The sequence below is a fragment of the Shewanella acanthi genome (assembly GCF_019457475.1).
GTDB lineage: Bacteria > Pseudomonadota > Gammaproteobacteria > Enterobacterales > Shewanellaceae > Shewanella > Shewanella acanthi.
Genome location: NZ_CP080413.1, coordinates 1,011,646 through 1,024,777 on the forward strand (window position 1 = coordinate 1,011,646; position 13,132 = coordinate 1,024,777).

General features: G+C 45.4%; 10 protein-coding genes. 5 read left to right on the forward strand and 5 right to left on the reverse strand.

Translation table 11 applies throughout. From position 1 onward, the window contains the following. Nucleotides 1–26 precede the first annotated feature (26 nt). A complete protein-coding gene (locus K0H61_RS04505) occupies nt 27–869 on the forward strand; it encodes an HDOD domain-containing protein (RefSeq protein ID WP_220051560.1) in 843 nt (280 codons plus the stop codon). A 90-nt stretch (nt 870–959) separates the two neighbouring features. Continuing rightward, nucleotides 960–2,489 carry a putative bifunctional diguanylate cyclase/phosphodiesterase gene (locus K0H61_RS04510; protein ID WP_220051561.1) on the forward strand — a complete coding sequence of 510 codons (1,530 nt, stop codon included), beginning with the start codon at nt 960–962 and terminating at the stop codon, nt 2,487–2,489. A 728-nt stretch (nt 2,490–3,217) separates the two neighbouring features. Here K0H61_RS04510 and K0H61_RS04515 read toward each other — a convergent pair. Next, nucleotides 3,218–5,722 carry a zinc metalloprotease gene (locus K0H61_RS04515; RefSeq protein WP_220051562.1) on the reverse strand — a complete coding sequence of 835 codons (2,505 nt, stop codon included), beginning with the start codon at nt 5,720–5,722 and terminating at the stop codon, nt 3,218–3,220. Beyond that, nucleotides 5,722–6,327 (reverse strand): hypothetical protein, encoded by a 606-nt coding sequence (locus K0H61_RS04520; protein WP_220051563.1) that lies wholly within the window; start codon nt 6,325–6,327, stop codon nt 5,722–5,724. The genes K0H61_RS04515 and K0H61_RS04520 overlap by 1 nt, the downstream gene beginning before the upstream one ends. Before the next feature lie 570 nt (nt 6,328–6,897). On the opposite strand from K0H61_RS04520, the gene K0H61_RS04525 reads away from it, so the two are divergent. Then, nucleotides 6,898–7,404 (forward strand): GNAT family N-acetyltransferase, encoded by a 507-nt coding sequence (locus tag K0H61_RS04525; RefSeq protein WP_220051564.1) that lies wholly within the window; start codon nt 6,898–6,900, stop codon nt 7,402–7,404. Nucleotides 7,405–7,520: 116 nt separating this feature from the next. On the opposite strand, the gene K0H61_RS04530 is transcribed toward K0H61_RS04525, so the two are convergent. After that, nucleotides 7,521–7,937, reverse strand: coding sequence for a thioesterase family protein (locus K0H61_RS04530; protein ID WP_220051565.1), 417 nt, complete (start codon nt 7,935–7,937; stop codon nt 7,521–7,523). Between the two features lie 254 nt (nt 7,938–8,191). Further along, nucleotides 8,192–9,448 carry an adenylosuccinate synthase gene (locus K0H61_RS04535; protein ID WP_220051566.1) on the reverse strand — a complete coding sequence of 419 codons (1,257 nt, stop codon included), beginning with the start codon at nt 9,446–9,448 and terminating at the stop codon, nt 8,192–8,194. 132 nt (nt 9,449–9,580) lie between these two features. Here K0H61_RS04535 and K0H61_RS04540 point away from each other — a divergent pair, with 132 nt between their 5' ends. Further along, nucleotides 9,581–10,474 carry a LysR family transcriptional regulator gene (locus K0H61_RS04540; protein ID WP_220052472.1) on the forward strand — a complete coding sequence of 298 codons (894 nt, stop codon included), beginning with the start codon at nt 9,581–9,583 and terminating at the stop codon, nt 10,472–10,474. A gap of 15 nt (nt 10,475–10,489) precedes the next feature. On the opposite strand, the gene K0H61_RS04545 is transcribed toward K0H61_RS04540, so the two are convergent. After that, nucleotides 10,490–11,338, reverse strand: a complete 849-nt coding sequence (locus K0H61_RS04545) for a substrate-binding periplasmic protein (protein WP_258406005.1) — start codon at nt 11,336–11,338, stop codon at nt 10,490–10,492. Nucleotides 11,339–11,587: 249 nt separating this feature from the next. On the opposite strand from K0H61_RS04545, the gene K0H61_RS04550 reads away from it, so the two are divergent. Next, nucleotides 11,588–12,865, forward strand: a complete 1,278-nt coding sequence (locus K0H61_RS04550) for an HD-GYP domain-containing protein (RefSeq protein ID WP_220051567.1) — start codon at nt 11,588–11,590, stop codon at nt 12,863–12,865. Nucleotides 12,866–13,132 lie beyond the last annotated feature (267 nt).

Consider the following 13,132-nt stretch of genomic DNA (forward strand, 5'->3'; position numbering starts at 1 on the left):
ATGTTTACAGATTGATGGGAGCGAAGATGTCAACCGAACATCTACTATTAGTCGGATTACTTAAAAAGCTTAAAGATGACGCCCTTGTACTGCCCACCCTGCCCGAAGTGGCGATGCGAGTACAAGAAGTGGTTGGGCGCTCAGATGCCAGCCTCAAACAAGTCGCAGAAGTGATTGGTCAAGATGCGGCCATATCAGCCCGTATTATCAAAGTGGCCAACAGCGCCCTCTATAGTCGTGGTATTCCAGCCGAAAGTATCACGAGTGCGGTGTCCCGTATTGGTCTTATTCAGATTAAAAGTATCGCGACTTCAGTTGCTATGGAGCAGCTGTTCATTTCGACTAACGAAATGGTCTGGGAAGTCATGGATGAAGTGTGGCGTACCTCTATTGATGTTACCGCAGCAGCTTGCGCCATGCTGCAGATGTATAAAAAACGTCACCCAAGTAGCGATCTGAATCTCGATACCTTAACCCTAGCGGGGCTTGTCCATAATATCGGTGCTTTGCCTGTTTTGACTGAGGCTGAAGCGCACCCTGAGTTATTTACCAGTATTGAACAATTACGCTCGCTTGTGCGTAAGATGCAGGGGCCGTTAGGTCGTGCCGTTCTTAAGAGCTGGGAATTTGCCCCAGAAGTGATGGAAGTCGTTGAGCGTTGGGCTGATTTACCTTATTTGCCAGAGCAAGTAAATTATCTCGACTTTATCCGCGCCGCTGCATTCTACACGGGCGAGTTGCGTGCCGGTGCTGAACTTGAACAGCGTATGGACGTGTTTGTCAGCCGTGGATTACCAGTGTCGGCAAATGAGTTAGCTAGTGACGAATTTATGGAAAAATTCCATTCAATTAAAGAAAGTTACCAGTAGTCGCAGGCCTAAAAGGATCCAAAGTCTCGCCCATACAAAGTGATGGGTGAGATGGGAATTAAGCTTACGAGGTAAGATTGAGGCCTGTTTATGCTCCTAGTGGGATTTATTGGTTTAGCCCTGTTTTTTATTCTTGCCGCTGTGTTTTACATATTATTGGCGCGTTACCATTCCCTTCGCCTACAGCAGCGTTTTTTAGCACAATTATGCCCGCAACTCGACCATCAAAGAATTGAGCGTCGTCCGTTAAACATTCCTATCGTTCCCCAAGAATTTGCGCCGCTTTACCATTCGTTAAATGAGATGCTGGCCGCTTTGCCCGCAGGGGCTGGAAAAGACAAACTCACAGGGCTCAATAACCGCGTCGGATTTAAGCGCGCGTTGACCTCAATGATGCCGCTCACCCATGGCACTCTGGTGCTTATTGATATCTACCGCTTTCGTTACGTTAATGATTTATTTGGTTTTGTATTTGGCGATATTTTGTTGCAGCAATTTGCCGAGCGGCTGACCAGTTTAAGCCTCGAACCTAAACAAATTGCGAGACTCAACGGCGACGAATTTTTACTCTATTACGATAGAGCATTAACAGAGGAACAGTTACTGCACCTTAGAGCAAGATTGATGGTGCCTTTTAAAATCAATAATACCCCTGTCAGTGTGCGGATCCACATGGGCTGCATGCAGTTAGCCGAGCACCATGCGGATGCTAGCCAGATGCTGCGCCGTATCGATTTAGCACTGAAAAAAGCCCGCGAAACCCGTAGCGCTATTGCTTTTTACTGCGTTAATGATGATAAACGTCAGCTGCGAGAATTAAGGATTATCGACAGCTTGCCCAAGGGATTGGAGCGCAATCATCTGTATATGGTATATCAGCCCAAACAGGATGTTCTTACGGGGCAATGCACTCAAGTCGAAGCGCTCATTCGCTGGGAGCATGAAGAATTAGGGTTGATTTCCCCCGCCGAATTTATTCCGTTGGCGGAATGCGCCGGGATGATCGATCTCGTCGGCCGCTGGGCGCTTGAGCAAGTGTTGATTCAGCAGGTTAAATGGCGCGCTGCGGGTATTAATCTCTGTGTTGCCGTGAATCTATCGTCTCGCGATCTCGACAGTGACACCCTAGCTTATGATATCGCTGAGCGCTTAGAACACTATAAATTACCCCCCGAATGTTTAATGATTGAGATTACCGAAAGCGCCTTGATGGCCGATGTGAATAAGGCGGTCGAGACTTTAGAACAACTGCGTGGCCTTGGCATCAAGCTTGCTATCGATGATTTTGGTACCGGGCATTCTTCCTTAGCTTACCTAAAACATCTACCCGCCAATGAAGTTAAAATCGACAAGGCGTTCCTTACGGACCTTCAGCCTGATCACCCTTCTGAGTTTATTCTTGAGGCCAGTATCAATATCGCTAAAAAATTGGGCTATGAAGTGACCGTCGAAGGGGTTGAAACCGCAGAAATGAAAAGCATGTTGGTCAACATGGGTGTCGATAGGCTGCAGGGTATGCACTACGCCAAACCGATGCGGGCGGCCGAGCTTGAAATGAATTGGCAACAGATGACTCCTAGGGCAGAGTTGTTATATGCCGATTTGGGGATGAATAGTTAATTAGCGAGTCGCACTAAATTGAGTGCGACTTGTTTTGGGCATTGTAAATCCGCAGAAACCTGGATCAATTTCACTCTAAATTTTCTAGGATATAAGTCCCGCATGAGTTTCTAGCGGATTTATAAAAATACAAATCACTACCCCGTAAAAATATTCGCTTAGCTCTTTTGATTGATACCTTAAAGACTGTCCTATTGTCAGCATCTATGCCGCGAATGTGGGGACTCTTAACTACGTTATGTGTGGTTGAAATGTGTTCGCTATTTCTAAGGGCTTGCCAGTTTAGTGTGCGAATTGAAGTCTTTGCACGAAAGCCGCAAGACGATAAAGCCTGCTGTGAAATTAAAAACCTATCATCCATGTTTTATGGCGATTAAAATGCCTTTTACGTTGGCAACATTAAGAGCGTGGGCCGTATTTAACAGCAACCTTTGTAGACACATAAAGCAAAGTTGCTTTCTCGAAACTCTATGTTCCCCCCGATAACATTGACTGATTTACCCTGCGGCAAAGTATTTACGTTCTTTGTCGCATAGGCACTCTTTCTGTCGCTTACCAAATTAAAGCAAAATGTGCAGCGGCAAAAGACCAATGGCCACGTTACTGCATGGAAAAATGCGCTGAGCTGAAAAGAATTTAGCTCAAATCTAAGCTGGCAGTGGCATCAAAAAATGGGCAACAGTCAGATCAGATCTGAGCTAATACTTACTCGTTACTACCTTGATTTATTAAATCATCTCACAGCGTCCAATCTGAGCGCCATTAGCAACTGCTTCTCGAAGCCCGCCAGGGAAACCGGTTAGAACCGATGAACCGTTGTCACATACATAAACTTGGCTCATATCCATATACCAAGACATTCCGCCAGCAACACCGATCATCTTATTACCGTTACCACTTAAGGCGATTGGGTTACTCATAGGTAATTTACCCAGTTCTACTGCACCTTGTTCTCGTAAGAAGCGGCTTAGTTCTAGCCAGCCAATGTCTTCGACCCATAGCGCGCCATAGTAACCAAATCGACTTCCTCCAGCTCGGCCAATCGCTACGCTGCCATCATCGCTTAAATCACTGACAGTCATAGGTACTGCACCGTAAGAAGCGGTGATTTCTTCTGGGGTCAGTTCTTCACACAGATTCCAAGAATAGAAGATATATTGAATGTCCTGACACCAAGGTAGTGAGCCAATATTGGTGATGGCATCTTCGACAAGTCCCTTGCGTGAATCCCATAATTTGACACCGAAGTCACTGGTTAGCGCGACACGACTACCATCGAAATTAGAGACTTTAGCCTGTTTAGCTTTGAAAGCAGAAGTCAGGTTGAGCATTGGGCCTTCAGCTATCCAAGCAACCGCTTGATCGTAATTAACCTGACCTAGGGCCACTTTGCCGTTACCTGATAGTCCATGAGCGTATGCATATAGTGTTCGACTCCATTTGACACTGCTGGTATCGAGCTCGCGAATACCCCCTTTTTCATCCCAGATAAAAGGGGTCATTTCGCCGGAAAAGTATTCCTGACAGTTACCATTACCATTTAGGTCTCGGTAAGCCAAACCTGCGACAGTAGCGCCAGCGTCATCCATGGCTGAACCAAGCGCACTGATTTTTAGACCGGCAATACTGGTAGAAGCGCCGCATTGGGAGTCACCGAGATATCCAGTTGAAAGATCCTGCTTATCAGACCAAACAGTTGGTTCCATGATACCGTTACCATCCTGATCGTGCTGCAATAACACGTGCTTACCATTGCGACTTAAGAATGCCTCTGCACCCACATAACGGCTTGGGAGTATCTCAAACCCGTTATCGACATCCCAAGTTATTGCCTTTACACCAGAAGTTCCCACTGCTTTACGACCATTTTTTGACATATCGCTAAGGACTACCGAGGAGAGAGGTGTTACCTGAATTCCTTTCATGTAGCCGTTAAGCGTAAAGTCCGCTTCCTTGGTGATGCCCGCTTCTGCTTTGATGGGGGTGATATCGCAAACATCATCAAGCAGAGGATCACTACTTTCGCTGTTATTCCAATATTCCGCGGTCGAAAGAAGAGGCTGAGGTGTTGTCGGGAAGCCGCCGGCTACGATAGGTTCAATATAAAGTACATATTGCTCACCGGGGGTGAGGTTTCGAATAGTGAATCGGCCATCAGGGCCTAACATCCCTTGAGTCGCAGAACCTGACATATCTGAAATTGCATCGAACAGGGGATTATTAATGTTGCGCGCAACGACGTTGATCCCGCTGTATTCAGTTCTGCCATCCTTAAGGCGCAGCACACCACTAATGGTGCCGCTCGAACTCGCATAGTTAACACTTGGATACAGGTTCGAAATCGCAGCGACATCATCGGGATGTTCAATAGTGCTCTGGTTAACCGAGCCAGCTTTGTAGTGATCGATAAACGGATACATCGTTTCGATCATCGCTGGGTTGCCACCGGCAATTGGGTTCACGCCACAGCCAGGAACTCCAGGGTAAAGTTTATTCAACGCAGAGCTTAGATAGGCTAGCTGGCCATTGACTTGAGTATGAGATAGGTTGATGGCATGACCAAACTCATGGGTGAATACCCCAGCGATTTGACTGCCATTATCGTTAGGAGCCACAGCCCAGCCATTCATGATTGCTGTAGCTTCTATAATCTCACCGGTTTTTTCATCGGCCCATTCAGGAAATGCCATCCCTAAGATAGATTCTTTAGGTACCCCAAACACATCTTCGACAACTGAGCCGTCTGTATCGTATACAACCCAAAAACCATAGCCATTTTCGACACCATAGACTTGATCAACATTTGAAGCAGTTAAATCACTTATACCTGTTTTGCTTTCAATGGTGCCCGCAATGCTCATCTCTAAGGTTGAGGTTTCGACATTTGACCATTCAGCCACGGCGGCGGCAGTAATTTCATTGGCTCGCTCAATCGTTAACAGTGTGTAGTCGCGATCAAGCACAGTATTTTTAGGAATCACAGTGCCATCGGCTAGGGTGATATTAATATTATATTTGCTACCTTGTTTGAGTACGGTAAAAGATTCAACATCATTACCTTCTTTGTTTTTAACCAGCACACCGCCATCGGTCCAAATAGGGATTGCCCCTTTACTGGTATTCCATTTGTAAGGCTGCATGGTTTTGTCGTGGATATAGAGTGGACCCGCGGCAATAGCACTCATCGAAAGGGTAGTAAGTGTCAGTCCCATCGCTAGTTTAGAGAGCTTCATTATTGTTGGCCTCCTGCCATCTTAGTGACTAAATTCATAAAGATACTTAGGTCTACCCCATTAGGGTTGCTCAGCATATTGCGGTTTTCTTCGGAGATGTCTGTGGGATTCATATTTTCAAACAAACCGATATTTGCAAATTCGTTCATCACTTTGCCATCACGGACAACAAATTTACCTTGAGCCATACCTGCGGTGGTTTGAAAACCTGTGATGGAGGCAGGCTTATACATAAAGGCAACGACATTTTCGCCCACATTCCACTTGGCGAAACCTTCAGGGGTGACACCTAAGTAGACTTTGCCATTACCCATAGCGCGGGGTTTGATTAAACCGAATTGACGGAAGGTGTAGGTGGAATCTTTTTTTAATTTCCCTTTAGCATCTTCAGCAACCGCAATAGTAATTTCGGTGTAGGGACGATTATTATCAAAACCATCAGTCATTTTGATAACTTCACCTGTGATGATACTTTGGGAGTCTGATGTAAGCTTTTGCAAGTTATATGGCTGTAATTTCATTGCGCTAGCTGGCAATGCCATGGCCATACTAGCGGTGATAGCGAGGGCTATCGACGCTTCTTTGAGTAATGACTTCCTTCTCATATTTCTTCTCCGATTAATAATGTCATTCTTTTATGGGCCAAAATCAGCAGTGACTTGTTAACAAAATGTTTCATTCGGTTGGGTAAATGAAGTTTTTGAATGTAGCATTTTGTATCAGTCAATTATTTGGTGGTTGACATTAAATTGGCTTAAAAACAATGTGATAGATCTTTGCGGTGATGGTGTGGAGGTGTTTTTTTACGTAAATGCTTTTTAGTCAATCAGTAACTTGATTTGAACTTTGTTATTTAAATGTTTCTTTTTTTTGTCTTTAAGGGGAGTTTATTGGAAGGGGGCTTTAATCAGTGAAAGATTAACGAAGGAGTCTTTCTCTATGCCACCTTTAACCCCTAACATCGCTTCGACGCTTTAGAGTAGGTGCCAAACTTGCGGTCTAAGAAGTTGTATATGGAGCTGCAGGTTCTATTGTTGTATTCAATTAGAGCGTGAAAAATCGCCTAACAATGGCAGTAAGGGAAGACGCAAAAACTTGACAGTGCCCGTTCTGCGCACTGTTTAGTCAAGCTTTATTGCGCCGGTTATGGAGTATTCGTTTTTTAGGAGTTCGGTATGTCATTAATCATCAGAGCAGAATCTCCTTTCGACATAGGGGCGATTCATGCACTCACAAAAACCGCGTTCCTTGACGCACCCCATACAGCTCATACAGAGCATTTTATTGTGGATGCCTTACGTGATGCAGGTGCTTTGACCATCTCGCTAGTTGCTGAGGTAGATGGTTCTTTAGTCGGTCATGTAGCCATATCACCTGTAAGCATATCGAGTGGCGTTTCCAACTGGTATGGGCTTGGGCCCATTTCTGTTTTGCCTGAGCGCCAGAAGCAAGGTATTGGTTCAAATCTCATGCTTTCAGCACTTCAACAACTGAAAGCAAAGGGAGCGTTGGGTTGCGTACTGGTTGGAGACCCCGCTTACTACAGCAGATTTGGATTTGTACACCAAAACAATCTGACTTACCCAGATCTTCCCGCTGAATTCTTTTTATGTTTGAGTTTTTCGCAATCGGTACCACGCGGAATTGCTACATTTCATGAAGCATTTTCCGCAAAAGGCTAATAATGCATTCAAGCTAGCGCCACTTTGTGACGTGGCTTAATTTCATCATTAATCCATCGAAATCAGAATTTGACATTCACTATTAGCGCTAAGAATCTTAATTTGCTGTTGTCTCTTTACTCTAATCCAGTGCTCAAGAAACTAATCAGCTCGGTAGGCATTGGGGCGAGTTGGCGGGCTTGATTCATACAAACCATTTCTATGGTGGCGGTGACGGCGGGCTTTTTGCCATTGGGACGCCAGATTTCTTGTTGCCACACGGTGCGGTATTTACTTTCGAAGTAAAATTTTGTCCTTACATCAATAATATCGGCAAACTCGACCCCTTCGTGGCAGAGCATATCGGCGCGGTATACCGCAAAACCTAATTGCAGCTCCTGCCAAAGACTCTGCAATCGCTCGGCCCCAATCACGTGTTCACGGGCACGCTCGAAGTACTTTAAAAAATTGGGGTGATAGACCACGCCGGAAAAGTCGGTATCTTCATAGTAAATCTGCACGGGGAAGTGATAGGTGAGGCTAAATTGTGGCATTGATTATCGGTGTTAGAGGCATCATTGATGCGCAGTCTAGCGGTTTATGGCACTGAACAAAACCCGAAATGCGCCTTGTACTTGGAATTACTTGTATTAAGACGGGAGGGGGTAGTATGAAGTGGCTAATGCTCTGTATCCTTTATGAAATACGTCATTCAAAGTAAAAAGCCATATCCGCCGAAACGGATATGGCTTTTTTGTAGGGTAAGCTTTCTTAGCTAATGCGGCTTAACGACAAGGGTCAAGACAGCTTAGCGGATGATCATTTGATCGCGCTCTGGACCTACAGACACCATGCTGACACGCACACCCATCAGGGCTTCGATGCGCTCAACATAGTGTTGTGCAGCCTTTGGCAGGCTTTCGAAGGTGCGACAACCTGTAATGTCTTCACTCCAGCTTTCCATGTGTTCGTACACTGGGCTTAGGGCGGCAGTTTGTGGCCAAATTGGGTTTTCAGTGTGCTCGCCATCGTAGGCAACACAAATTTTCAGATCTTTCATGCCAGTGAGGCAGTCAATCTTGGTCAGAGCAATTTCAGTTGCCGCTTGCAGTTCAACACCGTTGCGGGTTGCCACTGCGTCAAAGTAACCCATGTCACGTGGACGACCGGTCGTTGCGCCAAACTCATTAGCATTTTCACGGAATGCGTCTTGCTCTTCCATCGCAGTTACCAATGTGCCAGTACCTACAGATGAGCTGAAGGCTTTAGCCACGGCAATCACGCGCTCAGGGCGCAGCGCGGGTAAACCACTACCCAGACCTGCGAAAGCCGCAGTTACGTTTGATGAAGTCGTGTATGGGTACTCACCGTAGATTAAGTCACGACCTGCGCCTAATTGGGCTTCAAACAGCAGGTTAGCATCTTGTTTTTGCAGTGCTTTTAATGGCTCTGTTACGTTGCAGATAAATGGGCGCCATGGGGCGGTCACATCTAATAACCACTGGGTCATTTCTTCTGCGCTTTGGCTGAAGTCACAGCTTGGATAAAGGGCTTTAAGCTGTGGCAGTTTCCAGTCGAGCATAAATTGAATACGCTCTTTCAGTACTTCTGGTTGTTGTAACCAACCTACCAGAATGCCTTTTTTCATCACACGGTCACCGTAAGCGGGTGCTATACCTTGACGGGTCGAACCGTAGGCCAGATCGCCTAAACGTTGTTCTTCTAAGGTATCTTCTAATGCGTGGATAGGTAAACACAGGGTAGCGCGGTCTGAAATGCACAGTTTAACTTCGATACCAGCAGCTTCAACTTCAGCGATTTCAATGCTCAGTTTTTCAGGGCTGATCACCATGCCAGGGCCAAGTACTGCAACGCAGTTTGGATTGAAAATGCCACTCGGTAATTGGTGTAATTTAAAGGTGCCGAAGTCGTTGACTACGGTATGGCCAGCGTTGTTACCACCTTGGAAGCGAACGCTTGCAGCGGCATCTGCTGCTAAATAATCTACGATGCGGCCTTTGCCTTCATCACCCCAATTTGCACCTACTACTACGATAGACGGCATAACATCATCTCCAAAGGAATTAGGCGATAATGCTAGATCTAACTTATGAATAAGAGAAATTAATTATAGTTATTATCTTAATAAGAAATTCATATAGTATACTGTTTGAGAATGTTTAACGTTGAGGTGACTATGCTCGAACTCCATTGGCTCAAGACCTTTGTCACTTTGGCGGAATACAAACATTTTGGAAAGGCAGCCACTGCGCTGCATATGACGCAGCCCAATGTGAGTTTGCACCTAAAGCAGTTAGAGCAAAGTACAAGGGTTAAGCTGATTGAACGCAATCCCTTTCGGCTCACCCAAGCGGGGATGCGCCTGCTTGAAACCAGTCAAAAGACCCTGTTGGAGCTGCAAGTGTGTCAGGCGGATCTCAATGCCATTAATGACTTAAGCCAAGGCACATTAACCATTGCGGCAAGTGACATTATTTCGCGTTTACTGTTAATCCATCCGTTTCAGTTATTTAAAGCTCAATTCCCCGGCATTGATTTTACGCTGTTTAATACCACCTCATCACAGGCATCGGAGTTAGTTACCAATGCCGAGGCGGATTTAGGCTTTGTTATCGCGCAAAAAGAGAGCCATCCGTTGCACTTTACTGAGCTGCAGCAGATTAAGTGGTGCGCCCTTGGGGACAATTTTGACATGTGGCAGCAAAGTGCGCCTAATACTGAGTTTGCCCTTGGTGAGCGACCAACCCTTATTTTGTTAGGTCACGATACCCGCACACGTGAGTTACTCGACCCTGCATTGCCGTCATTGAATTTGCCCAGTTACCGTATTATGGAGGTGGGTAGTGTGGATGCACAAATCGATTGGGCTGAGGCGGGGTTCGGTGTGGCGATTGTGCCTGAGTTTTCGATTTACACTAAGCCAAATTTAAAAACGAAAGTGACGCCGCTGCCACAGTTCCCTACCACCAGTTTAGGCTATATCGTCAGGCAAAATCAGATTTTATCTAAGGCCATTAAACAGTTGCTGCATTGGGTTAATCTTGAGATTATTCGCACTCAAAGCCCATAGTTATGCCAAGAAAGTTCACAGTCTGGTTTCCTGAGTCTGAGTACTAAGCAGTTGTTGATATTTACCATTGGTTTTAAGGCGCAGCAGACCGAGATCGAGCTCTTGGGCTAATTGTTTAGCTCGAGGGCTTTGCTTGGAAAAGGCGAGATAAATATTGCTGCTGTGGTTGATAAACACTGACTGTACTTCCCCATCCACTCCCATTTTTGCCAGCACTTCCTGTGCAACAAGATCATACATCAATGCTGCATCGATACGGCCAATCAATAACAGATTCACCAGTTGCTGCTGGGTTGTCACGGTAACAATATTTAACTTTCGCTGTTTGACCAACTCGTTAAATTCATTCCCATATTCATAGCTTTTTATGATCCCAACAGTGCTCCCAATTGGCAGCGCCCATTTATTGTTCACTGTCTTTGTTTGCTTTTTCTGATAAAAAGAGGCCGTTGCGACAAACAGAGGGGTATTTCCGAAGACAAAACGCTGCTCAGTGCTTTCTTCCTTCGACACGTTGAATACGCCATCAACACTGCCTTTCTCAGCCATCATCAGCCCTCGGCTGTAGGGCACAATTAAGCTATTGATCTCATAAGGTAACTGTTCGAAGGCAGCTTTAATCAACCTATGGGAAATCCCATGTCCAAATTGATCGGCAAAAGGGGGCCAACTGTCCTCAGCTGCTAAGGTAATAGTTGAAGCGGTTGTAGATTGACTGCTAGGAGTACTCTTGAGCTGCTCTACTTGCTGAGCAAGGGTAAAATGGCTATTGAAGGAAAAGTACATTAGGGCGATAACCCACAGAAAAGAGAGCTTTTTAGTTGATAATCCCTTTGTGGCTAATGCCGTAACTCTTTCACCCATAACCTTCACTAAACCGTTTTATTAACCATATAAGTACCGTGGTTTTATAGCATAGGAAGGGATCCTTAGGCTATTGGTTTATCTGAGCTTTTGCACTGTGCAGGCCCATTTGGGCTGACAGAGTTAAGCCGAACTGCCATAGCCTACAAATGACAGCGTAGTTGGCGTTAATTTAAGGCCTGTCTCTGGATACCTGCTGCGGCTTGGCTATATTTTACCAAGGCAAATCGCATGAAGTAGGCTAAGGGGATGGATGTTTCTCAGTCCGAACAATTCCGAATCACAATAGATGTTAGGCATGCCATTCTTGCCGTGGCGACAGTACTCGATTTTGTTGGCGTGGACGATTTACACCATGGTCATCGCGTCGCTTATATGGCCTATGAATGCGCTAATGTACTCAATTGGTCTGAAGACAAAAAACAATTTGTTTATTTTGCCGGCCTCATTCACGACTGTGGCGTCTCATCTACAAATGAACATTTAAGACTCCTCAAGTTGATGCAACCAGAGGACATTAGCTTTCACTGTGTGCGAGGCTTTGAAGGCCTCATTAAATGTCCTATTTTGGACAGATTTTCCCTTGCCATTTTGTATCACCACACCCCATGGCAAGAATTAATCGAATTGGATATTCCTGAATTTGATCGCGATGTTGCCGCGCTGATTTTTCTTGCGGATAGAACGGATTTTCTGAGGGCTCGTTATACCCATGGCTGCCATGAAGAGCTGATAACTTTGTATGAGAATTTGGTGACTGAGAATTTACTCGCCCATCGAGAAACGCTCTTTAAACCCGAAATGGTTGATGCCATGTGCCAGTTGGTTAATAAAGATGGCTTTTGGTACAACATGGAGCCGGCGCATATCGAGAAAATGGCTCTGGATTTTAAGGAGAATTACTTTTATGACAGTGAGTTAAGCTTAGATGGCGTGATCCAGATTGCCAGATTCCTTGCCAAAATTGTCGATGCTAAGAGCCCATTTACTTTCTATCACTCAGAAAAGGTCGCATTACTTGCTAAATTGGTGGCTAAGGAATGTGGCATTGCAGATCTTGATGCAGAGCTGCTTTACGTTGCAGGGCTGTTGCATGATGTGGGTAAGTTAAAAACCCCAGATCTGCTGCTCCATAAGCCCGGCGCATTGACCCGTGAAGAGTATTCCATCGTTAAGCGCCACACGGCCTATACCGCCTTTACCTTGCACAGTTTTTTCCCTAATTCCCTGATTGCACAGTGGGCATCTAATCACCATGAGCGCCTCGATGGCTCTGGTTACCCTTTTAGAAAAGGACCAGAACAATTAGATTTACCTTCGCGGATCCTTGCACTCGTCGATGTGTTTCAAGCCTTAACCCAAAAGCGGCCTTATCGAGGTTCAATGTCCTTAAGTGAGGTGCTGGAGATTATGTTGCCTATGGTTCAACAAGGTAAGTTGGACTCGAACGTTTATGATGTGTTGCTAGCCGATGCCGATAATTTTTACCAACTCTCGACACAAGAGTATGAGGACATCAAGTTATAAAGCTGAGCAAATGGTGACTCTAGATTACTCACTGTCGGTGCTTTAGCAATATTTAAGAGTGGTGTTTTCATCTTTCTGCTGCCCGTTAGCACAAAGGCCGTTGGGCGATAAGCCTTACTCCTGTTTTAATTCTGCAAGATTGGGGCGGATTTTCGGTAAATGAATGATTTTCAACACCACGCAGATCCAAATCCTATACTGATATCGTATGACTAGATATGCCTATGTCTTGCTGCACTCTTGCCGTCACCTTTCGTTTGGGGTAAC

Excerpts from the sequence above, each read along its gene's own strand:
- K0H61_RS04550 (WP_220051567.1), top strand. The coding sequence starts at position 11,588 with ATGGATGTTTCTCAGTCCGAACAATTCCGAATCACAATAGATGTTAGG.
- K0H61_RS04540 (WP_220052472.1), top strand. The coding sequence starts at position 9,581 with ATGCTCGAACTCCATTGGCTCAAGACCTTTGTCACTTTGGCGGAATAC.
- K0H61_RS04545 (WP_258406005.1), bottom strand. The coding sequence starts at position 11,338 with ATGGGTGAAAGAGTTACGGCATTAGCCACAAAGGGATTATCAACTAAA.
- K0H61_RS04505 (WP_220051560.1), top strand. The coding sequence starts at position 27 with ATGTCAACCGAACATCTACTATTAGTCGGATTACTTAAAAAGCTTAAA.
- K0H61_RS04510 (WP_220051561.1), top strand. The coding sequence starts at position 960 with ATGCTCCTAGTGGGATTTATTGGTTTAGCCCTGTTTTTTATTCTTGCC.
- K0H61_RS04515 (WP_220051562.1), bottom strand. The coding sequence starts at position 5,722 with ATGAAGCTCTCTAAACTAGCGATGGGACTGACACTTACTACCCTTTCG.
- K0H61_RS04520 (WP_220051563.1), bottom strand. The coding sequence starts at position 6,327 with ATGAGAAGGAAGTCATTACTCAAAGAAGCGTCGATAGCCCTCGCTATC.
- K0H61_RS04530 (WP_220051565.1), bottom strand. The coding sequence starts at position 7,937 with ATGCCACAATTTAGCCTCACCTATCACTTCCCCGTGCAGATTTACTAT.
- K0H61_RS04535 (WP_220051566.1), bottom strand. The coding sequence starts at position 9,448 with ATGCCGTCTATCGTAGTAGTAGGTGCAAATTGGGGTGATGAAGGCAAA.
- K0H61_RS04525 (WP_220051564.1), top strand. The coding sequence starts at position 6,898 with ATGTCATTAATCATCAGAGCAGAATCTCCTTTCGACATAGGGGCGATT.